General features: G+C 69.2%; 18 protein-coding genes. 8 read left to right on the plus strand and 10 right to left on the minus strand.

Annotation, left to right across the window (positions count from 1 at the left end; genetic code table 11):
- Window positions 1–271 (plus strand): transketolase C-terminal domain-containing protein (locus MHA02_RS08950; RefSeq protein ID WP_280177978.1); only part of this gene is annotated, 271 nt, incomplete at its 5' end.
- A 72-nt stretch (window positions 272–343) separates the two neighbouring features.
- Here the strand turns inward: MHA02_RS08950 and MHA02_RS08955 are convergent.
- Window positions 344–880 (minus strand): superoxide dismutase family protein, encoded by a 537-nt coding sequence (locus MHA02_RS08955; protein ID WP_147078303.1) that lies wholly within the window; start codon window positions 878–880, stop codon window positions 344–346.
- Between the two features lie 108 nt (window positions 881–988).
- Between MHA02_RS08955 and MHA02_RS08960 the strand changes: the two genes are divergently transcribed.
- Entirely contained in the window at window positions 989–1,735 is a 747-nt protein-coding gene (locus MHA02_RS08960; RefSeq protein WP_147078304.1) for a TlyA family RNA methyltransferase, read from the plus strand.
- The gene (locus MHA02_RS08965; protein ID WP_147078305.1) at window positions 1,732–2,991 is read left to right on the plus strand and encodes a class I SAM-dependent RNA methyltransferase; all 1,260 of its coding nucleotides are present in this window, start codon (window positions 1,732–1,734) and stop codon (window positions 2,989–2,991) included. The genes MHA02_RS08960 and MHA02_RS08965 overlap by 4 nt, the downstream gene beginning before the upstream one ends.
- Before the next feature lie 107 nt (window positions 2,992–3,098).
- On the opposite strand, the gene MHA02_RS08970 is transcribed toward MHA02_RS08965, so the two are convergent.
- Complete coding sequence (locus MHA02_RS08970; RefSeq protein WP_147078343.1) at window positions 3,099–3,845, minus strand: SOS response-associated peptidase; 747 nt, start codon at window positions 3,843–3,845, stop codon at window positions 3,099–3,101.
- 302 nt (window positions 3,846–4,147) lie between these two features.
- Here MHA02_RS08970 and MHA02_RS08975 point away from each other — a divergent pair, with 302 nt between their 5' ends.
- From MHA02_RS08975 to MHA02_RS08985, 3 genes are all read left to right on the plus strand, one after another.
- A complete protein-coding gene (locus MHA02_RS08975; RefSeq protein WP_147078306.1) occupies window positions 4,148–5,815 on the plus strand; it encodes a B12-binding domain-containing radical SAM protein in 1,668 nt (555 codons plus the stop codon).
- A gap of 107 nt (window positions 5,816–5,922) precedes the next feature.
- Entirely contained in the window at window positions 5,923–7,602 is a 1,680-nt protein-coding gene (locus MHA02_RS08980; RefSeq protein ID WP_147078307.1) for a B12-binding domain-containing radical SAM protein, read from the plus strand.
- 197 nt (window positions 7,603–7,799) lie between these two features.
- Window positions 7,800–9,458: a B12-binding domain-containing radical SAM protein gene (locus MHA02_RS08985; RefSeq protein ID WP_170249127.1), complete on the plus strand. Its 1,659-nt coding sequence runs from the start codon at window positions 7,800–7,802 to the stop codon at window positions 9,456–9,458.
- Between the two features lie 12 nt (window positions 9,459–9,470).
- Here the strand turns inward: MHA02_RS08985 and MHA02_RS08990 are convergent, their stop codons facing one another.
- From MHA02_RS08990 to MHA02_RS09015, 6 genes are all read right to left on the minus strand, one after another.
- Window positions 9,471–11,156, minus strand: coding sequence for a methyl-accepting chemotaxis protein (locus MHA02_RS08990; RefSeq protein ID WP_147078309.1), 1,686 nt, complete (start codon window positions 11,154–11,156; stop codon window positions 9,471–9,473).
- 228 nt (window positions 11,157–11,384) lie between these two features.
- Window positions 11,385–12,386, minus strand: coding sequence for a magnesium transporter CorA family protein (locus MHA02_RS08995; RefSeq protein WP_147078310.1), 1,002 nt, complete (start codon window positions 12,384–12,386; stop codon window positions 11,385–11,387).
- Window positions 12,387–12,390: 4 nt separating this feature from the next.
- Complete coding sequence (locus MHA02_RS09000; protein ID WP_147078311.1) at window positions 12,391–13,251, minus strand: SDR family oxidoreductase; 861 nt, start codon at window positions 13,249–13,251, stop codon at window positions 12,391–12,393.
- On the minus strand, window positions 13,241–14,122 hold the full coding sequence (locus MHA02_RS09005) for an SDR family NAD(P)-dependent oxidoreductase (protein WP_238180232.1): 882 nt from the start codon (window positions 14,120–14,122) through the stop codon (window positions 13,241–13,243). The genes MHA02_RS09000 and MHA02_RS09005 overlap by 11 nt, the downstream gene beginning before the upstream one ends.
- On the minus strand, window positions 14,119–14,883 hold the full coding sequence (locus MHA02_RS09010) for an enoyl-CoA hydratase-related protein (protein ID WP_147078312.1): 765 nt from the start codon (window positions 14,881–14,883) through the stop codon (window positions 14,119–14,121). Before MHA02_RS09010 ends, MHA02_RS09005 begins: the two co-directional genes overlap by 4 nt.
- Window positions 14,884–15,068: 185 nt before the next feature.
- Window positions 15,069–16,829, minus strand: coding sequence for an acyl-CoA dehydrogenase (locus MHA02_RS09015; RefSeq protein ID WP_147078313.1), 1,761 nt, complete (start codon window positions 16,827–16,829; stop codon window positions 15,069–15,071).
- A 133-nt stretch (window positions 16,830–16,962) separates the two neighbouring features.
- Here MHA02_RS09015 and MHA02_RS09020 point away from each other — a divergent pair, with 133 nt between their 5' ends.
- Window positions 16,963–17,958: an L-threonylcarbamoyladenylate synthase gene (locus tag MHA02_RS09020; protein ID WP_147078314.1), complete on the plus strand. Its 996-nt coding sequence runs from the start codon at window positions 16,963–16,965 to the stop codon at window positions 17,956–17,958.
- A 185-nt stretch (window positions 17,959–18,143) separates the two neighbouring features.
- Here the strand turns inward: MHA02_RS09020 and wrbA are convergent, their stop codons facing one another.
- Window positions 18,144–18,743 (minus strand): NAD(P)H:quinone oxidoreductase, encoded by a 600-nt coding sequence (gene wrbA, locus MHA02_RS09025; protein ID WP_147078315.1) that lies wholly within the window; start codon window positions 18,741–18,743, stop codon window positions 18,144–18,146.
- A 140-nt stretch (window positions 18,744–18,883) separates the two neighbouring features.
- On the opposite strand from wrbA, the gene MHA02_RS09030 reads away from it, so the two are divergent.
- On the plus strand, window positions 18,884–19,789 hold the full coding sequence (locus MHA02_RS09030; protein WP_147078316.1) for a LysR family transcriptional regulator: 906 nt from the start codon (window positions 18,884–18,886) through the stop codon (window positions 19,787–19,789).
- Here MHA02_RS09030 and greA read toward each other — a convergent pair.
- Window positions 19,786–20,250, minus strand: a complete 465-nt coding sequence (greA, locus tag MHA02_RS09035) for a transcription elongation factor GreA (RefSeq protein WP_147078317.1) — start codon at window positions 20,248–20,250, stop codon at window positions 19,786–19,788. The two genes, MHA02_RS09030 and greA, sit on opposite strands and share 4 nt — an antisense overlap.
- Window positions 20,251–20,255 lie beyond the last annotated feature (5 nt).

Here is a 20,255-nt window from a genome sequence, read left to right on the forward strand (position 1 = left end):
GGTTCTGGTGACGATGGAGGAGGGGTCGGTCGGCGGCTTCGGGGCGATGGTGCTGCACCTGCTTGCAGGCCGCGGCGCGCTCGATGCGGGCAAGGTCCGGGTCCGGACGATGACGCTGCCCGACAGCTTCCAGGACCACGACAAGCCCGAGAAGATGTACGCCGAGGCCGGCCTCGACGCGGATGCCATCGTCAGGACCGTCAAGGCCGCGTTGCCGACAGGCAAAGTCTCCGGCGAGCCGGCAGTCGTGGGCCTCGCCGGCCGCCGCTGATCGACGGTACCCCCTCTCCCCGCAAGCGGGGAGAGGCAATGCGCGGCTGCGGCCGCCGCAAACTCCAAGAAACTACTTGATCACCGAGCAGGCGACGCGGGGACCAGCGCCGCCGATCGGCTGGGCGGTGTGATCGTCCTCGTTGGCGTGGATGATCAGGGCCGAGCCGTCGCCGTCCTTGAGGCTGTCTTCGCCGGTGAGCGCCATCTCGCTCGTCACCTCGCCATTGGCCGAGCCGTCGGCGTTGGCGAAGAGGTTCGGCAGGTCGCCCTCGTCGGGACCGTCGGCGTTGAGCAGGCCGTGCGCGCGCTTGTCGTGGTTGACGTGCGCCTTCGACTTCTCGAACTTTTCCGGGTCCGAGCAATCGCCGACGGCGTGGAAATGCAGCCCGTGCCAGCCGGGCGCGAGGCCGCCGGCCTGGATCGTCACGCGGAGCACCAGGGCGTTCGCGCCGTCGCGGATCGTGATCTTCCCGATCGGCTCGTTCTTGCCGTTGACGATCGGGCTCTCGAAGGTCTGGACGGGGACGGGCGCTTCGTCCTTCTTGTCCTGTGCGATCGCAGGCAATGCGAGGCCCGCGAGCACGAGGGCGGCCGGTATGCATCTCATCGGGTGACTCTCCTTCACGTGACGGGCTAGGTAGGGGGCATGTGGGCTCGCAGACAGGGGCAGCCGGCAACACCTCACCCTTTCCCCGGATCCGACGACGTGCTTGCGATGACGGCCGAACGACAGCGCGCGGACCGGCTGCTGGTGGAGCGCGGCCTGTTCGAGAGCCGCGCCCGCGCCGTCGCCGCGATCCGGGCCGGCCTCGTCACCGCCGATGGCCGGACGGTTGAGCGCCCCGCGGATCTCGTGGCACCGGACGCCCGGATCGAGGCGAGCGCGCCGCATCCTTACGTCTCGCGCGGTGGCCTCAAGCTCGCGGCGGCGCTCGACGCCTTCGGCTTCGATCCGCGCGAAAGAACCTGCCTCGACATCGGCGCCTCGACCGGCGGCTTCACCGACGTGCTGCTGCGGCGCGGCGCCCGCCACGTCACCGCCCTCGATGTCGGACGCGACCAGCTCCACGCCTCGTTGCGGGCCGAGCCCCGCGTGACGAGCCTGGAGGGCACCGACATCCGCGGGCTCGACGCCGCCGCGCTCGGACGGGCGCCGGATCTCGTCACCATCGACGTCAGCTTCATCGCGCTGCGCCTCGTTCTGCCGGCGGCGGTCGCGCTGATGGCCGACGCCGCCGCGCTGGTGGCGCTGATCAAGCCGCAATTCGAGGCCGGGCGCGACCGGGTCGGCCGCGGCGGCATCGTCCGGGACGAAGCCGTCCACGCGGCGGTCTGCGACGAGGTCCGGGCCTGTCTCCAAGGGCTCGGGCTCGACGTCCTCGACGTCGTCCCCTCCCCCGTCGAGGGCGGCGATGGCAACCGCGAATTCCTGATCGGCGCAGGCAAGGGCACCAACACGTGACCGAGGGTTCGAGCGAGAGCGTCGCCATCACGCGCCTCGGCGCGCGCGGCGACGGGCTGACCGCCGATGGGCTGGCGGTGGCCGGCGCGCTGCCCGGCGAGCGGGTCTCGGTCCAGCGCGAAAACGGCCGGGCGCGGCTGCTCGCCGTCGAGCTGCCCTCCCCCGACCGGATCGATCCGTTCTGCCCGTATTACGGGGAGTGCGGCGGCTGCGCCGTGCAGCACCTCGCGCCCGAGCCCTACGCGGCCTGGAAGCGCGGCATCGCCGAGCAGGCGCTCTCCCAGGCCCATATCGATGCGGAGCTGCTGCCCCTCGTCGACGCGCACGAGGCGGGACGGCGTCGGATCACCCTGCATGTCCGCCGCGTCGACGAGGTCGCGCGGGCCGGGCTGATGGCGGCGCGCAGCCACGCGCTCGTGCCGATCGACAACTGCCCGATCACCGTGCCGGAGCTGCATCGCGCGCCGAAGGTCGCCGAAGCGCTCGCCGAGCATCTCGGCCGCGGCTCCAAACCCCTCGACGTACAGGCGACGGCCACCGAGGCCGGCCTCGACGTCGATATCCGCGGCCACGGTCCGGTGAGCGACAAGGCGCGCATCGCCCTCACCCGGCTCGCGGGCGACCTCGGCCTGGCGCGCCTCGCGCTGCATGGCGACATCGTCGTCGAGCTGCGCCCGCCGACGCTACCCTCGGGCGCGGCGCGGCTGATGCCGCCGCCCGGCGGCTTCCTCCAGGCGACGCAGGCCGGCGAGGCGTTGCTGACGGCCCTCGTCGTCGGTGCGATGGACAAGCGCGTGAAGCGCGTCGTCGACCTGTTCGCCGGCTGCGGCCCGTTCGCGCTCGCGCTGGCCCGTACGGCCGACGTGCTCGCGGTGGAGGGCGACGAGGCGGCCTTGCGCGGCCTCGACCGGGCCGCCCGTGCGATCCCAGCCCTACGCCGGATTACGCCCGAGCGCCGCGACCTCTTCCGCCGTCCGCTGCTGCCGATCGAGCTCGACCGCTTCGACGCCGTGGTGTTCGATCCGCCCCGCGCCGGCGCCCAGGCTCAGGTGCGCTGGCTCGCCGAATCCAAGGTGCCCCTCGTCGTCAGCGTCTCCTGCGATCCCGGCACCTTCGCCCGGGACGCCGCAACGCTGATCGCGGGCGGCTACCGGCTGGAGCAGGTCACGCCGGTGGACCAGTTCCGCTATTCCGGCCATGTCGAGCTGGTCGGCGTGTTTCGGCGCGAGGCGGTGCCGAAGAAGCGACGGCTGTAGGACCGGTTCCAGCAAATCGAATCGCATTGCGTGCGCCCCTCGCCCCGCTTGCGGGGAGAGGGGGATGCGCGCCACCGATCCTCCATCTGTTTCGGCCGGAATGCGCCTTAAAGCAGGCTCCCCTGCCCGCTATCGTTACTCGTCCCCGGCGCCGCCGCGCGGGGCTTCGGCGCCGGCCTGGCGACAGGCTCGACGAGGCCCGCGTCGTCGTTCCGGGCGTTGTTCACGCGGTCGCCGACCTGCACCATCGTCAGCCAGTCGTCGGGACAAGGCCGGCACAGACCGATCACGTCGCGCGGCTCGTTGCCCACCGTATCGAGCCAGCCGCCGATCGCCTCGGGCGACAAAATCGCCGGCATGCGCTCGTGGATCGCCGAGAGCGTGCCGTTGGCCCCGCAGGTGACGATGGTGGCCGTGTCGACCTCCGAGCCGTCGGCGCTCGACCAAGTCTCCCACAGGCCGGCGAGCGCCATCGGCGCACCGTCTGCGCGACGGATCAGGAACGGGGTCTTGGTCGCTCCTTTGCCCATACCTTCGCGCCGCCACTCGTAGAAGCCGTCGGCGAGGAAGACGCAGCGGCGGTGGCGCAGCGCGCCCCGGAACGTCGGCTTTTCGGCGAGCGACTCGACGCGGGCGTTGAAGATCAGCGGGAAATCCGCCGGATCCTTCAACCACGTCGGCCAGAACCCCCAGCGTACCAGATGGAAGTGCCGCGCGCCGTGCTCGGCCGTCACGATCGGCACGGGCTGGGTCGGCGCCACGTTGTGGCGGGCCGGGAAGTTCGGTGTCTCGGCGTAGTCGTAGAACCTCCGAAAGATCTCGGGGCTCAGGCTGATGACGTAGCGACCGCACATCGGCTGGATATGGGCGCGCTGCGGCCGGCGGATCAAGCCGCAGATGCGCCGCGCTTCCCGCCGGTCCCGCGGCCCGCCGGTCGCCGAGGATTGTATCCGGCCGGAATGCTCCCCGAAGAAGCGCGGCCGTACTGATCAGGCCATCGGATTGCGGTGGCGGATATTGACGTCGCGGGCGTTTCGGCAGGTGCCTTCGCCAAAAAAGGCCGTATTGTCCTGGGATCCGAAGCAGGCGCACGCGTGAGGTGCATCACGGATCGCGGGCGCTCGCACCGATGACGCGGACGGACAGGGAAGCACCGATGCCGGATCAGTCTCACGCCGTGACGCGCGTCCTGATGGTCTTTCCCCGCTTCAACGCCAACTCGTTCTGGAATTTCGCGGAAGCCTGCGAGGTCAAGGGGGCCAAGGCGGCGGCCCCGCCCCTCGGCCTGATCACCGTGGCGGCGCTGCTTCCGGAGCACTGGTCCACCCACCTGATCAACCGCAACACGGGCGACCTCACGGACGACGACATCCGCGGTGCCGACGTCGTGTTCACCGGCGGCATGCTGCCGCAGGAACGCGACACGATGGAGATCATCCGGATGTGCCGGCGGCTCGGCGTGCCGGTCGCGGTCGGCGGCCCGTCCGCGACATCGACGCCGGAGATGTACGAGGAGGCCGATTTCGTGGTCGGCGGCGAGGCGGAGGGGATCATCGGCGAGTTCGTCGCGGCCTGGGAGCGCGGCGAGCGCAGCGGCCGCCTCATGGCGCCGAAATTCCAGGCCGACGTCACCAAGACACCGATCCCGCGCTACGACCTGCTCAAGTTCTCCGATTATCTCTTCGTCGGCGTGCAGTTCTCGCGCGGCTGCCCGTTCACCTGCGAGTTCTGCGACATCATCGAGCTCTACGGACGTGTGCCGCGCACCAAGACCACGCCGCAGATGCTGGCAGAGCTCGATCGGCTGATGGCGCTCGGCTACCGCGGCCACGTCGATTTCGTCGACGACAACCTGATCGGCAACAAGAAGGCGGTGAAGGCCTTTCTGCCGCACCTGATCGAGTGGCAGAAGGCGCGGGGCTACCCCTTCAAGTTCACCACCGAGGCCTCGCTCAACCTCTCCGACGATCAGGAGTTGCTCGGTCTGATGGCGAAGGCCAACTTCTTCCTGGTGTTCTGCGGCATCGAGAGCCCGGACGAGGAGACGCTGGTCGCCACCTCGAAGAAGCAGAACACCCGCCGCTCGATCAGTGAGAGCGTGCACCGCATCTACGACGCCGGCATCGCCGTGACGGCCGGCTTCATCATCGGCTTCGACACCGAGAAGGGCAGCATCAGTAAGCCCATGACCGGCTGCATCAGCGACACCGCGGTGCCGCTCGCCGTCGTCGGCCTGCTGACCGCCCTGCCGAATACGCAGCTCTCGCGCCGCCTGCGCAAGGAGGGCCGGCTGTTCAAGGATTTCACGGCCCACAGCGAGGACCCGGGCGACGCGAGCACGGCGGGATTGAACTTCACGACCCTGCGGCCGCGCCGCGAGATCCTGCTCGATTTCCGCGAGACGGTGGCCGCGGTCTATGCGCCGGACGCCTTCTTCGCGCGCGTGCGGACGGTGGGGCGCAAGCTCGGGAAGCAGAAGCTGCCGGAGCTGAAGGTGAACTGGCGGCTCGCGGCCTACGATCTGCGCTCGTTCCTGCGCACGGTCTGGCGCATCAACACCCGCCATCCGGAACTCGCGCGTCACTTCTGGGGCACGCTGTGGGAGACGGCCCGCCACAACCCGCGGGCGCTCGAGGTCGTGGTGACGAACATCATCGTCTACCTGCACCTCTACCCGTTCTCCCGCTACGTGGTCGGCGAGATCGACGGAGCGCTGCAGCGGATGGAGTCCGGCCGCTTCGTCGAGCCGCTGCCGCTGCCCGCCCCGGCCAACAGCGACGTCACGCCCGACTTCAAGGCGGGCAAGCGTCTGGCGGTCGCCTGAAGCGTGCCGATCCGGGTGGTCGCAGGATCGGCGCATTCGCGCCGCACTGTGTGGCGATCGGGAATGGGCTATGAGGCTCACGCCACCGTGAATGGACGGGACTCAGGATGACGACCGGACTGCCCGAACTCTCCGCCGTCGAAACCGGGCCCGCGACGCGCGTCCTGCTCGTCTTCCCGAAGTTCAACCCGAATTCGTTCTGGAGCTTCAAGGAGCCCTGCGAGTTGCAGGGCAACAAGACCTCGACGCCGCCGCTCGGCCTGATCACCGTCGCCGCGATGCTGCCCGCGCACTGGCATGTTCGGCTGATCGACCGCAACGCGCAGGAATTGTCGGAGGCCGACCTCGACGCCGCCGACGTCGTCTTCACCGGCGGCATGCTCCCGCAGGAGCCGGACGCCATCAAGGTGATCCGGATGTGCAAGGCCCGCGGCGTCCCGGTCTGCGTCGGCGGCCCTGCCCCGACGTCCAGCCCGCAATATTACGAGGAGGCCGATTTCCAGGTCCTCGGCGAGGCCGAGAGCGTGATCGACGAGTTCATCGCCGCCTGGGAGCGTGGCGATCGCTCGGGCCGGTTCGTCGCACCGCGTTTCCAGGCCGACGTCACGAAGACGCCGGTGCCGCGCTACGACCTGCTCGACTTCTCGAACTACCTCTATATCGGCTTGCAGTACTCGCGCGGTTGCCCGTTCACCTGCGAGTTCTGCGACATCATCGAGCTCTACGGCCGCAAGCCCCGCACCAAGGCGGCGCCCCAGGTCCTGGCCGAGCTTCAGCGGCTGTACGACCTCGGCTATCGCGGCCATGTCGACTTCGTCGACGACAACCTGATCGGCAACAAGAAGGCTGTGAAGCTTTTCCTGCCCGAGCTGATCAAGTGGCAGGAGGCGCACGGCTACCCGTTCCAGTTCTCGACGGAGGCCTCGCTCAACCTCTCCGACGATCAGGATCTCCTCAACCTGATGCGGATGGCGAACTTCTTCGTGGTGTTCGTCGGCATCGAGACGCCGGACACCGACACCCTCAACCAGACACAGAAGAAGCAGAACACCCGCCGCTCGATCGCCGAGAGCGTCCACCGCATCTATGCCGCCGGGATCTTCGTCACCGCGGGCTTCATCGTCGGGTTCGATTCCGAGAAGGGCAGCGTGGCGCAGGCGATGGCCGAGTGCGTGCGCGACACCGCGATCCCCTCCGCCATGGTCGGCCTGCTGACGGCCCTGCCGAACACCCAGCTCCAGCGCCGCCTGGAGCGCGAGGGGCGCCTCTTTTCCGAATACTCGCGGGTCTCCACCGAGACGGGCGACCAGTGCACGGCGGGCCTGAACTACGTCACCAGCCGCCCGCGCCGCGAGATCCTGGAGGATTACCGCCGGGTGCTCGCCGAGGTCTACGATCCGCGGGTGTTCTTCGAGCGGGTGCGTTTCGTCGGCCTCGCGCTGAACCGCCCGGTCTTCGCGGCGGCGAAGCCCTCCTGGCCGAAGATCTTTCGTGATCTGCGCTCGCTCGGGCGGATCTGCTGGCGGATGACCCTGCGCCGGCCGGAACTCGCCGGCCATTTCTGGGGCACCTTCTTCCTGATCCTGCGGCGCAACCCGCGGGCGCTGGAGGCGGCGATCATGAACATGGTGCTCTACCTGCACCTCTATCCGTTCTCGCACTACGTCATCGCGGAGCTCGACCGGCGCATCGCCGCGATCGACGACGGCACCCATTTCGATCCGCCGGTGATGCCGGCCAACACGCAGGAATCCTGCGCGACCAAGCCGCTCGCCGCCGTCGCCTGACAGCAGCATCGTACGACTGAAAATCGTCGTCCGATGACTGCATTCCGTGTCTCCAAGTCCTCACTCCGCCGCATTTGGCGGCGACGAAACGGTATCGGCTTCCTCGGAAGCTGATCTGTCGGCAGGCGGGCCTGCCCGAGGATTGAAGAGGCCCGTCGCCCTCCCCGCATTGGGACGGACGATGGGATGATACGGAGATGTCGCCGGTGTCCGAGGCTGCCCCCCGCGTCCTGCTCGTCTCCCCGAAGTTCAACGACAATGCCTTCTGGGGCTTCGAGGCCGCCTGCGAACTGCAGGGCGCGAAGTGCCTCGAACCGCCCCTCGGCCTGATCACGCTGGCGGCGATGCTGCCGACGGCCTGGAATCTCCGGCTGATCGACCGCAACGCCGATCACGACCTGACCGACGCCGACGTGATGGCGGCCGATCTCGTCATGGCCGGCGGCATGCTCCCGCAGGAGCCGGACCTCCGCGCCATCGTGGCGCGCTGCAACCGCCTGGGCGTCCCGGTCTGCCTCGGCGGTCCGGCCCCGACCTCGACGCCGGAGAATTACGAGACTGCCGACTTCATCGTGGTCGGCGAGGCCGAGGACGTCATCGGCCAGTTCATCGACGCCTGGGAGCGTGGCGAGCGCGCGGGCCGCATCATCGCGCCGAAGTTCAAGGCGGACGTCACCCGCAGCCCGATCCCACGCTTCGACCTGCTCGACTTTCGCGATTACCTGATGGTGAACGTGCAGTTCTCGCGCGGCTGCCCGTTCACCTGCGAGTTCTGCGACATCATCGAGCTCTATGGACGCGCTCCGCGCACCAAGGCCACGCCCCAGATGCTGGCCGAGCTCGACCGGCTGATGGCGCTCGGCTATCGCGGCCATGTCGACTTCGTCGACGACAACCTGATCGGCAACAAGAAGGCCGTGAAGGCCTTTCTGCCCCACCTGATCGAATGGCAGAAGGCGAACGGCTACCCGTTCAAGTTCTCGACCGAGGCCTCCCTCAACCTCGCCGACGATCCCGAACTGCTGCGGCTGATGCGCCGGGCCTATTTCTTCGCGGTCTTCGTCGGCATCGAGAGCCCGGACGAGGACACGCTGAAGCAGACCCAGAAGAAGCAGAACACCCGCCGTTCCATCGCCGACAGCGTGCACCGGATCTACAAGGCCGGCATCTTCGTGAATGCCGGCTTCATCGTCGGCTTCGACACCGAGACGAAGAGCGTCGCCCGCGCCATGGCGGATTGCATCGGCGACACCAGCATCCCGACGGCGGTGGTCGGCCTCCTGACCGCGTTGCCCAACACGCAGCTCCAGCGCCGGCTGAAGCGCGAGGGCCGGTTGTTCGACTTCTTCCGCAAGTCGATGACCGAATCCGGCGACATGTGCACCGCCGGCCTGAACTTCACGACGCTGCGCCCCCGCCGCGAGATCCTGAAGGATTGTCGCGACGTCGTCGCGGAGGTCTACAGCCCGGCCGCCTATTTCGGCCGGGTACGCCGGCTCAGCCGCATACTCGACACGCATTGGCCGAAGGCGCGCAAGCTCTGGTGGCGGACGGTGCCGCGCGACGCGATGACGTTCCTGCGCCTGCTCTGGAGCGTGAACGTCCGGCATCCGGAAATGGCCCGGCACTTCTGGGCGGGCCTCTACGACGTGGTGCGGCACAATCCCGGCTCGTACGAGGGCATGCTGCGCAACACCGCGCATTTCGTGCACCTCTACCCGTTCTCGCAATACCTCGTGCGGACCTTCGACGCACGCATCGCCGATCTCGATCAGGGCCGTTGGGACGCGCCGCCGCTCCTGCCGGCGGGCAACGACGACGCCTGCACCGTCAAGCCGCTCGCCGCCGTCGCCTGAGGTCGGGAGCCGTCAGGCCGCCCGCACCGTCTCGAGGAAGCGTCGGACCTCCGATCCGAGCTCACCGGACTGGCGGGAGAGCTCGGAGGCCGAGGCGAGCACCTGGCTCGCGGCGGCGCCGGTATCGTCCGCAGCCGCGGCGAGACCGGAGACGTTCGACGTCACCTCGCCCGTGCCGACGGCCGCCTGCGCGACGTTGCGCACGATCTCCTGGGTGGCCGCGCCCTGCTCTTCCACCGCCGCGGCGATGGAGGTCGCGACGCCGCTGATCTCTCGGATCCGCCCGGCGATGGCGTCGATCGCCGTGACGGCGAGGCCCGTGGAGGCCTGGATCCGGCCGATCTGGCCTCCGATCTCGTCGGTGGCGCGCGCCGTCTGGCTGGCGAGTTCCTTGACCTCGGACGCGACGACGGCGAAGCCGCGTCCCGCCTCGCCGGCACGGGCAGCCTCGATGGTGGCGTTGAGGGCGAGCAGGTTGGTCTGGCCGGCGATCGTCGAGATCAGCGCCACCACGTCGCCGATCCGCGCGGCCGCGATGCTCAGATCCTGGACGAGGGCCGCCGTCTGCGCCGCTTCCGCCACCGCCGCCTGGGCGAGTTCGGAGGAGCCGTCGACCTGCCGTCCGATCTCCACCACGGAGGCGCCGAGTTCCTCGGCGGCCGCTGCGACGGTGGTGACGTTGGTGGCGGCCTCTTCCGCGGCCGCCGCGACGGTGCTCGACTGTTCCGCCGTCCGGATCGCATTGGCGGTCATCGCCTCGGCCGTGGCGTGCAGTTCGGCGGCTGCGGCGGTCACCATCCCGACGATGCCGCCGACCGTCTGCTCGAAGCTGCCGGCCATGTCGCGCATCGCGGCCTTGCGCTGGACCTCGGCGCCCGCCCGCGCCTCCACCGTCTCCGCTTCGAGGGCCCGTGCGCGCAGCAGGTTGTCCTTGAAGACCTGAACGGCCGCGGCCATCGCGCCGATCTCGTCGCGGCGGGTCCGGCCCGGCACGGCGACCGTGGCATCGCCAGCCGCGAGCGCGCCCATCGCCCCCGTCATGCGCTCGATCGGCCGGGAGACTCCGAACAGGGCGAACAGCATCGTGCCCAGCGCGGTGGCGAGGGCGATCGCCATAGCGACGTAGGCGGCGAAGGTCGCCGACACGGCGTTGGCGAGCGTGTCGTCGACGCCGGCCTTGGCGTTGGCCTCGTTCAGCGCCACGGTCTTCTGCAGCGCCTGGGTCGCGGCATTGTTGAGTGCCGCCATCTCAGAGCCGCTGAGAAGCGCGAAGGCCTGTGCCTTGTCCCCGGCCCGCATCCCCGCGACGACCTGAGCCTGGCTCTCGGCGTAGCGGCTCCAGGTCTGCGCGAACTGGTCGTAGAGCGTCTTCTCGGTGGCCGAGCTGATCAGCGGCTCGTAAGCCGCGCGCAGATCGGCGAGCGTCTTCAGGCTCTTGGCGAGGCCCGCTTCGTTCTCCGCGAGAATCGTCGTGTCCGGCGACGCGGTCACGAAGCGGAAGAGCTTGACCCGGGCGTCCCGGGTCGCGGTGTTCATGGCGCCCGCGATCCGCATGGACGGCAGGGCGTTGCCGCCGATGTCGATGACGTGCGCCTCGATCGCGGACAGCTTCGCGATGCTGACGGCCCCCTGCCCGAGCGCTGCCACGGCGAGGAGCCCGATCGAGCCGATCAGCACGCTCTTGAGAGAGAATTTCATGGTGTTCGCAGCGCTGCTGCGCTCCTCGCTACCGGGAGCGTCACAGCGAGGTTTGCCGTATTCGTGCTTAATTTTCCGTCAGCGGGAGATGTGCGTTTCGATGCGTCACGTCCTCGCACAGTTTGCCGGCAACGTACGGCAAGCAAGTGGATGCGGGCGCTTTTGCCTATTGCTCCCGCCGTTGCGAAACACTGCCTCGCTGCGGAACACGATCGCGCGACGTCTGGATCAAAGCCACTTCTTCCAGCGGAAGAACACATACGGCAGCACGGCCGCCACGACCATCATGCAGACCGCCAGCGGGTAGCCGAGGCTCCAGTCGAGCTCCGGCATGGTCTTGAAGTTCATGCCGTAGATCGAGGCGATCAGCGTCGGCGGCATGAACACCACCGCCATGACCGAGAACAGCTTGATGATGTTGTTCTGTTCGAGGTTCACGAGGCCGAGCGTCGCGTCGAGCAGGAACTGGATCTTCGACGACAGGAAGGTCGCGTGCTCCTCCAGCGATTGAAGGTCGCGCAGGGTCGAGCGCACGTCCTCGCGCAGCTCCCGCGGGGCCTTGCTGGTGCGGTAGGTCGCCGAGAGCGAGAGCAGGATGCGCTCCATCGAGACGAGGCTCTCGCGCTGCTTCGAGATCAGGTCGCCGTGGCGTCCGAGCGCCCGCAGCGTGTCCTGCAGCGCGGTATTGCGGGCGCTCGGGTCGCTCTTCTCCTCGAAGATCTTTCGCGAGAGGCGGTCGATGCGCTCGCCCTGGAGCTGCAGCACGTCGGCGGCCCGGTCGATCACCGCCTCGATCAGCCCGGCCAGGATGGTCTCGCCCGAGGAATTCGAGGGGCCGTTGCCGGTCGAGCGCCCGGCCCGCTGCGCGTACATCCGGAAGGCCTGCGGCTCCTCGTAGCGCACCGTGACGAGGCGGTTGCCGCGCAGGATGAAGGTGATGCCGGCGAGCCCCGGCTCCTCCGAATCCTCGACCTTCGAGAGCACCCGGCCCGTCATGTAGCGGGCGCCCTCCTCGACGTAGAGGAGTTCGGACGGCTCGATGTCCTTCATCTCCTCCCGCGTCGGCACGGAGATGCCCATGAAGGACTCGACCTTGAGGTCCTCCTCCCGGGTCGGGCGGACCAGGTCGAGCCAGAGCGTGTCGTCGGGGATGACGTCCTGCAGTTCGAGCGGCCGCCGCTCCAGGATCATCTGGGCGGTGCTGGAGACCGGTTGGTGAATGAAGATCAAGGGGTCAGACCAACGCGTCGGGAGGCGGTACGCTCGCATCCGGCACGAAGAAGTCCGGCGCAAGAGGGACGCCGGGTGTGACGCGGTATTGTGTGAAGTCCGTGACACCTTCCTCGGCCAGGAACGTGTCGTCGATGAGGAAGCGGCCGGAAAACTCTTTGGCCGGCTTCAGGAACACGGCGTGGGCGGCGTCGGCGATGATCTCCGGCGTGCGGCTCGCCTCGATCAGCGCCTCGCCGCCGAGAATGTTGCGCACCGCCGCCGTGGCGATGGTGGTGCGCGGCCACAGGGCGTTGACCGCGATGCCGGTCTTGCGCAGCTCGCCCGCCAGCCCCAGCACGCAGAGCGACATGCCGAACTTCGCCATGGTGTAGGCGAGGTGCGGCGCGAACCACTTCTCCGCCATGTCGAGGGGCGGCGACAGCATCAGGATGTGCGGGTTGTCGGATCTCTGCAGGTGCGGGATTGCGTATTTGCTCACCATGTAGGTGCCGCGCGTGTTGATCTGATGCATCAGATCGAAGCGCTTCATCTCGGTCTGGGGCGTGCGCGTCAGCGAGATCGCGCTAGCGTTGTTCACGACGATGTCCACGCCGCCGAATTCTTTGGCGGTCCGGTCGAGAGCGTCCTTCACCGCCTCTTCGTCCCGCACGTCGACGAGCAGCGGCAGTGCCTTGCCGCCGGCCGCCTCGATCGCCGCGGCGGCCGTGTGGATCGTGCCCTCCAGCTTCGGATGCGGCTCGGCCGTCTTGGCCGCGATGGCGACGTTGGCGCCGTCGCGGGCCGCGCGCAGGCCGATGGCGAGGCCGATGCCCCGCGAGGCGCCGGTGATGAAGAGCGTCTTGCCTTGCAGGCTATGGCCCATCGCTGTGGTCCTCCGTCGCGATCCGGAAACGTTCGGGTTGGGTGCCGTCGGTGTCGGTGAAGCCATACGTGCGGGCGAGATCGGCCACGTGCAGCGTGCGCCCGCTCTGGGTCAACACCCAGGCGTCGGCGGCGAGCGCCGCGACCGCACGGCCCGCATAGATCGGGGATTCCGTGGCCAGCGCGTCCTGCCCGAGGTCAAGCACCCGCTCGGTGCGCACGAAGCCCGGCGAGAGGCCGACGCTGCAGACGCCGTGCGGTGCGAGTTCCGCGGCGCAGGCGAAGGCGAGGCGGTTCGTCGTCGCCTTGGCGAGGTCGTAGAAGATGTCGCCGAGATAGCCGGCCGCGGTCCCGAACGAAACGAAGACGAAGAGCCCCCTCTTGGCCGAGATCATCGCCGGGGCCACGGCGCGCGCCAGCAGCAGGCCCGGATAGGGGCCCCCGCCGAGGAAGTCCGAAAACGGTTCGGCCGAGCGGCGCCAGAACGGCGTGCCCCAGGCGGCCCCGTCGGCGTAGCGCTCGCCGTCATAGCCCTCGTTGCCGCCCCAGACGCTGGAGACCGCGACATCGATCCGGCCGAAGCGGCGCAGCACCCAATGCACGAGTTCGTCGACGGCCCGCTCGCTGCGGTGGTCGCAGAGATAATGGTGCCCCTCCCCGCCGGCTGCGTCGACCTCGCGGGCGGTGTCTTCGATCGCCTCCGGGCGCATTTCTGTGCGCGGACCGGTCTCGCTCGACCGCGCCGTGACGATCACGGTCGCACCCGCCTCGCCGAGTCCCCGCGCGATGCCGCGCCCAACGCCGCGCGACGCTCCCGCCACGAGGCAGACCTTGCCTGCGAGGGCTTGGCCGGCGAGGGGCTTGTCGCTCACGCGGCCGGCTTCGGGGCGCGATCGAGGAATTTCTTGAACGCGGACTGCGCCTCGGGCGAGCGCAGCCGCGCCTCGAACGCCTGGGCCTCCGCCTCCAACGCGGCCTCGACCGCCGCCTGATCCCAGCGGATCAGCTTTCGGGAGGCCTCGATCGCTCCGCGCGGCAGCGCCGCCAGCCGGGACGCCTGCGCGACCGCGTGTTCGACCAGCATGTCGGAGGGGATGATCCCGTTGGCGAGCCCGAGGCCTACCGCCGTCGCCGCGTCGAACGGCTCGGACAGCAGCAAAAATTCGGTCGCCTTGAGCAGGCCGACGCGACGCGGCAGCAGATAGCTGGAGGCGGCCTCCGGCACGAGACCGAGTTCGACGAAGGGCATCCGGAAGCGCGCGCTGTCGCTGACATAGACGAGGTCGCAGTGGAGCGTCAGCGTCGTGCCGATGCCGACCGCGATCCCGTCCACCGCCGCCACCATCGGCGTTTGCGTGCGAGCCAACTGCCGGATGAACTGGAGGGCCGGGGCCTCCCCGAACGCGGTTCGGGCGCCCTCGACGAAATCGGCGAGATCGTTACCGGCGGTGAAGATTCCCGGCAGGCCCGCGAAGACGACGGCGCCGATTTCGCCCGACGCGTCGGCATGGACGAGCGCCTCGCGCATGGCATCGTACATGGCGCCGGTCAGCGCGTTCTTCTTCTGCGGCCGGTCGAGGCCGATCAGGCGCACGCCGCCGGGCGTGTCCTGGACCGTGATGTGGTCGGTCATTTGTCCCTGAGCCTCACTCCGATCGCCGCCGCATGAACCCTCTCCGCTTTGCGGGAGAGGGTGGCCCGCGAAGCGGGCCGGGAGAGGAGAGCGGCGTTTCCGGATAGCGGGCTCCCCACTCCCGACCCTCGCTGACGCGAGGGCCACCCTCCCCCGCAAAGGGGGAGGGTTCGCGCTCGGGGAATCTAACCCGCCAGCACCGCCGCCGCATCTTCGACGAACGCCCCGCCGTCGATCACCGCCTGTTCCAGCCCGCCTGCCGCTGGCAGCAGGTTCTCCGTAAAGAACCGGGCCAGGGCGATGCGCGCGCCGCAAGCCGGATCGGTGTCGCCGGCCTTCAGCACCGCGCTCGAGGCCAGCCCCGCCTGCGCCAGGCAGGCTGCGCCTTGGACGAGTCCGAACAACCGCAGATACGGTGCCGCGCCGGCCAGAGCCGCATCCGGGTGGTTCGAGCCGAGGGTCGTCAACAGGAAACTCGTTGCGCGGTCGAGGCTACAGACGCCGTCGCGCAGGCGCGCCGCCGCGTGGCCGAAGCCGGGTGAGCCATCCTTGAGCAGCCCTTCGGCCACCCGCCGCATCGTCGCGATCTGTGCGCGCGCCGTGGCACCGCCCGAAAGCGGCAGCTTGCGGGTGACGAGGTCGATCGCCTGGATGCCGTTGGTGCCCTCGTAGATCCCAAGGATGCGGGCATCGCGCATGAGCTGGGCGGCGCCCGTCTCCTCAATGAAGCCCATGCCGCCATGGACCTGCACGCCGAGGGACGTCACCTCGTTGGCGATGTCGGTGGCGAAGGCTTTGGCGACCGGGGTGAGGAGCGACGCGCGCTCGAACGCGGCCCTGCCCTCCGGTCCGTCTGCGGCGTCGAGGGCCTGGGCGGTCAGGTAGCAGATGCCCCGCGCCGCGGCGGTCGAGGCCTTCATGGTCAGGAGCATGCGCTGCACGTCGGCATGGGCGACGATGGCGCTGGTCTCAGGCGCGCCCGGCGCCCGGCCCTGCCGGCGATCGCGGGCATAGGCGAGGGCATGCTGATAGGCGGCCTCGGCCACGCCGACGCCCTGCAGCCCGACATTGAGCCGGGCCGAGTTCATCATCGTGAACATGCAGGCGAGCCCGCGGTTCTCCTCGCCGATCAGCCAGCCGATGGCACCGCCCGCATCGCCGAAGGCCATGGAGCAGGTCGGCGAGGCGTGGATGCCGAGCTTGTGCTCGAGCCCCGAGCAGCGCAGGTCGTTCCGCGTCCCGTCCGGCAGGACTTTTGGGACGAGGAACAGCGAGATGCCGCGGGTACCGGCCGGCGCGTCCTTGAGGCGGGCCAGCACCAGATGGACGATGTTGTCGGTGAGGTCGTGCTCGCCGTAGGTGATGTAGATCTTGCTGCCCACGATCCGGTAGCGGCCGTCTCCGATCGGCTCGGCGCGGCTCCTCAGCAGCGCGAGATCCGAGCCGGCCTGCGGCTCGGTCAGGTTCATCGTCGCGGTCCATTCGCCCGAGACCAGCTTGCCGAGGTAGCGCGCCTTCAGGTCGGCAGAGCCGTGCGCCGTCAGCGCCTCGATGCCGCCCGCGGTGAGCAGTGGACAGAGGCCGAAGCTGAGATTGGCGCCGTTCCACATCTCCGTGCAGGCCGCCGCCATCAGGTGCGGCAGGCCCTGGCCGCCATGCTCGGGCGTGGCGCCGAGGCCGTTCCAGCCGCCGTCGACGAAGGCGCGATAAGCCTCGCGCCAGCCCGGCGCCGTGGTCACCGCGCCGTCCTGCAGGGTCGCGCCATGGCGGTCGCCGGCGCGGTTCAGCGGCGCGATCACGCCGTTCGCCAGCTTGCCCGCCTCGTCGAGGATCGCGGTGACGTCCTCGGGCGCCATCTCGTGGCCGCCCTGCGTCAGCACGGCGTCGAGCCCGGCGACGTGGCGCAGGGTGAACGCCATCTCCTCGACCGGCGCGCGATAGCTCATGGGGTTCCTCCGGCACCGTATCGTCGGCGCTGATTTGACGTCTCGGACCGCGGACGGCTACGGCCGGGTGCCTCTTACGACCGAAGCCGCGCTGCTGCCACAGCCGCCTTCATCGCGCGCAGACAGTTTGGATATGAACGACCCCGGGTCAATCGCCGACAGGGCGACGCTGCGCCTCGCTGCCGACGCCGACGGGATCGGCGAGGCCGCCCGGCTGCTCGGCGCGGGCCGCCTCGTCGCGATCCCCACCGAGACCGTCTACGGGCTCGCCGCCGATGCCTCGGAGCCGACGGCCGTCGCTGCAATCTACGCGGCCAAAGAGCGCCCGCGCTTCAACCCGCTGATCGCCCATCTGCCCGACGAGACCTCCGCGCGCCGCGAAGGCATCTTCGACGAGGCCGCCGCGGCGCTGGCAAAGGCCTTCTGGCCGGGGCCGCTGACCCTCGTGGTGCCGGCGGCGCCCGGCGGATCGGTCTGCGAACTCGCCCGCGCCGGGCTGCCGAGCGTGGCGCTCCGCGTCCCGGGCCATGCGCTCGCGCGAGAGGTTCTGGCGCGCCTCGGCCGCCCGCTCGCGGCGCCCTCGGCCAACCGCTCCGGCCGCATCAGCCCGACTTCGGTCGCGCATGTGCTGGCCGATCTCGACGGCCGCATCGCGGCCATCCTCGATGGCGGTACGTGTGAGGTCGGCATCGAATCCACGGTGGTGGCCTGCCTCGGCGGTCCCCCGCGCCTGCTGCGGCCGGGCGGGATCACCCGCGCCGCGTTGCGCGCGGTGCTCGGCACCGATCCGGCGATGGGCGCGCACGACGCGAGCCGTCCGATCGGACCGGGGCTGCTCGCATCCCACTACGCGCCGAGCGCCGCCGTCCGCCTCGATGCGGACCGGATCGAGGCCGGCGAGGCCGTCCTGCTGTTCGGGTCGTTTCGGCCGGCCGGTCTCGACGAGGCCGGCGCCGTCGAAACCCTCAGCGAAAGCGGCGACCCGGCCGAGGCCGCATCGCGCCTGTTCGAAGTCTTGCGCCGGCTCGACGCGTCCGGCGCCGGCACGATCGCCGTCGTTCCGATCCCGGCCGACGGCCTCGGCGAGGCGATCAACGACCGCTTGAACCGGGCCGCCGCGCCCCGCTGAATTTTTTGCAAGTTTCTTCGGAACCGAGTGACGAGAAGGTTGTTGTCCATTCACGAAGGCCAGTTCAGCCCCCAATGGCCTTTTTCCTTCCCAGGCTCGCAGCAATGCGAGCCTTTTTTCTTGGCTGAAGCGATTTCAAGCGACGTGTCTGCGGTTCGCGTGAAGACATCGCGATAAACGACAAGCTAAGCCGCGAGCTTCGCGGCGATGTCGGCGACGTGCCTGCCTTGGAAGCGGGCGCCGTCGAGTTCGACCTGGCTCGGCTGGCGGCTTCCGTCGCCATCTGCCAGCGTCGTGGCGCCGTAGGGCGAGCCACCCTTGACCGTATCGACGCCCATCTGGCCCTGGAAGGCATAGGGCAGGCCGACGATGACCATGCCGAGATGAAGCAGCACGGTGTGGAAGCTCGTCAGCGTCGTCTCCTGGCCGCCGTGCTGCGAGGCGGTGGAGGTGAAGGCCGAGCCGACCTTGCCGACGAGGGCGCCCTTGGCCCAGAGGCCGCCGGTCTGGTCGATGAAGTTCTTCATCTGGGCGGCCATGTTGCCGTAGCGCGTCGGCGTGCCGAAGATGATCGCGTCGTAATCGGCGAGTTCGTCCGGCCGTGCGATCGGGGCGGGCTGATCGCGCTTGTAGTGGAACTGCTCGGCAACGGCGTCGGGCACCAACTCCGGCACGCGCTTGACGGTCACCTCGGCGCCGGCTTCTCGGGCACCTTCGGCGGCGGCGTTCGCCAGCTGCTCGACGTGGCCCCAGGACGAATAGTAGAGCACCAGCACCTTCGCCATCGCGCGATCTCCTGTCGTGTTGTCGATCCGAGCCGCCCGCGATGCGCGATGCGGCTCCGGTGCCGGTCACATCGGCCTTCGCGGCGATTGCGAAAATGCCCCGATCTGCAAGAACGTGTTTGCATGGATGCAAACCGACGATGACCCTCGCCTGGGACGACTTCCGGCTCGTCAAGGCCATCGCCGATCGCGGTGGGCTGACCCATGCCGCCTCGCATCTCGGCATCAACCATTCGACGGCGTTCCGGCGGCTGAGCGGAATCGAAGCCACGCTCGATGCGCGCCTGTTCGAGCGCTCGCGCTCCGGCTACGTGCCGACTCCGGCCGGCCTCGCGATGGTCGAGGCAGCCGGTCGAATGGAGACGGATGTCGCGCGCTTCGGCCGGGAAGTTCTCGGCCGGACGCTGACGCCTTCGGGCGAACTGCGCATCACCGCGCCGGTCGGGTTCGTCACCGACCTGCTGATGCCGCTGCTCGCCCGGTTTCGGGACGCCTTTCCCGACGTCCAGATCGACGTGATCATGTCCGAGGAGCCGCTCAACCTGTCGCAACGGGATGCCGACGTGGCGATCCGTGCGAGCAACAACCCGCCGGCCAACCTGATCGGCCGGCGGCTGTCGGGCATCGCCTGGGCGATCTACGGCCGGCGCGACCACATCGACGATGCCACCTACGCGACGCGGTGGGTGACGCCGGGACCGCAGGTCGCAGACGGCCGCTTCGCCCGGTTCCTTCGGGCACGCGCGAGCTCAAACCAGATCGTGCTGCAGCTCAACGCTGTGACCGGTCTTCGCGAGGCGATCCAAGCCGGCATCGGGATCGGCCTGCTGCCCTGCTACATCGGCGATGCCAAGCTCGATCTCCAACGGCTCGGTGAGCCCGAGCCCGACATCGCTTCGGACCTGTGGCTTCTGACCCATCCGGACCTGCGCCATGCCGTCCGGGTCCGCGCCTTCATGGACTTCATGGCCGACGCGATTGCGCCGCTGCGTCCTGCTTTCGAGGGACGCGCGGCGCTTGCAAATCCGATGGCTGTGGTCGCTTAGGCCGAGACCTTGGTGATCTCGACGTCCTGGCCGTTCACCTCGACGGTGTCGCCGACGTTCTTGCCGGTGATCGCCTTGGCGAGCGGAGAGACGTAGGAAATCGAGCCCTTGGCCGGATCGGCCTCGTCTTCGCCGACGATGTGGAAGGTCTGCTTCTCGTCGTCGTCACGCAGTACGGTCACGGTCGAGCCGAAATGCACAGTGTCGCCCTCGACACGCTCGATGACCTGGGCCGAGTTCTTGCGCGACGACCAGTAGCGCAGGTCGCGCGTGACCCGTGCGGTCTCCGCCTTGTCGTTGTGGTCGAGACTGGCGTTCTCCGCCTCCAGCCGCGCGACTTCAGCCTCGATCAGCGCGAGGCCTTCCTTGGTGACGAAGTTGGTGTGCGGGGAGATCGGGCGATCGGGAAGATCCTCGAACGCCTCGCCACCTTCTTTTTCGCGAACGAATGCTATGCTCATGCGAC

Source organism: Methylobacterium haplocladii (assembly GCF_007992175.1).
Taxonomy (GTDB): Bacteria; Pseudomonadota; Alphaproteobacteria; order Rhizobiales; family Beijerinckiaceae; genus Methylobacterium; species Methylobacterium haplocladii.

What these genes read in the sequence shown, in the direction of transcription:
- MHA02_RS09020 (WP_147078314.1), top strand. Translation starts at nt 16,963, where the DNA reads ATGAACGACCCCGGGTCAATCGCCGACAGGGCGACGCTGCGCCTCGCT.
- MHA02_RS09015 (WP_147078313.1), bottom strand. Translation starts at nt 16,829, where the DNA reads ATGAGCTATCGCGCGCCGGTCGAGGAGATGGCGTTCACCCTGCGCCAC.
- MHA02_RS08975 (WP_147078306.1), top strand. Translation starts at nt 4,148, where the DNA reads ATGCCGGATCAGTCTCACGCCGTGACGCGCGTCCTGATGGTCTTTCCC.
- MHA02_RS09030 (WP_147078316.1), top strand. Translation starts at nt 18,884, where the DNA reads ATGACCCTCGCCTGGGACGACTTCCGGCTCGTCAAGGCCATCGCCGAT.
- MHA02_RS08960 (WP_147078304.1), top strand. Translation starts at nt 989, where the DNA reads ATGACGGCCGAACGACAGCGCGCGGACCGGCTGCTGGTGGAGCGCGGC.
- MHA02_RS09010 (WP_147078312.1), bottom strand. Translation starts at nt 14,883, where the DNA reads ATGACCGACCACATCACGGTCCAGGACACGCCCGGCGGCGTGCGCCTG.
- MHA02_RS08970 (WP_147078343.1), bottom strand. Translation starts at nt 3,845, where the DNA reads ATGTGCGGTCGCTACGTCATCAGCCTGAGCCCCGAGATCTTTCGGAGG.
- MHA02_RS08985 (WP_170249127.1), top strand. Translation starts at nt 7,800, where the DNA reads ATGTCGCCGGTGTCCGAGGCTGCCCCCCGCGTCCTGCTCGTCTCCCCG.
- MHA02_RS08955 (WP_147078303.1), bottom strand. Translation starts at nt 880, where the DNA reads ATGAGATGCATACCGGCCGCCCTCGTGCTCGCGGGCCTCGCATTGCCT.
- MHA02_RS09000 (WP_147078311.1), bottom strand. Translation starts at nt 13,251, where the DNA reads ATGGGCCATAGCCTGCAAGGCAAGACGCTCTTCATCACCGGCGCCTCG.
- wrbA (WP_147078315.1), bottom strand. Translation starts at nt 18,743, where the DNA reads ATGGCGAAGGTGCTGGTGCTCTACTATTCGTCCTGGGGCCACGTCGAG.
- greA (WP_147078317.1), bottom strand. Translation starts at nt 20,250, where the DNA reads ATGAGCATAGCATTCGTTCGCGAAAAAGAAGGTGGCGAGGCGTTCGAG.
- MHA02_RS08980 (WP_147078307.1), top strand. Translation starts at nt 5,923, where the DNA reads ATGACGACCGGACTGCCCGAACTCTCCGCCGTCGAAACCGGGCCCGCG.
- MHA02_RS08990 (WP_147078309.1), bottom strand. Translation starts at nt 11,156, where the DNA reads ATGAAATTCTCTCTCAAGAGCGTGCTGATCGGCTCGATCGGGCTCCTC.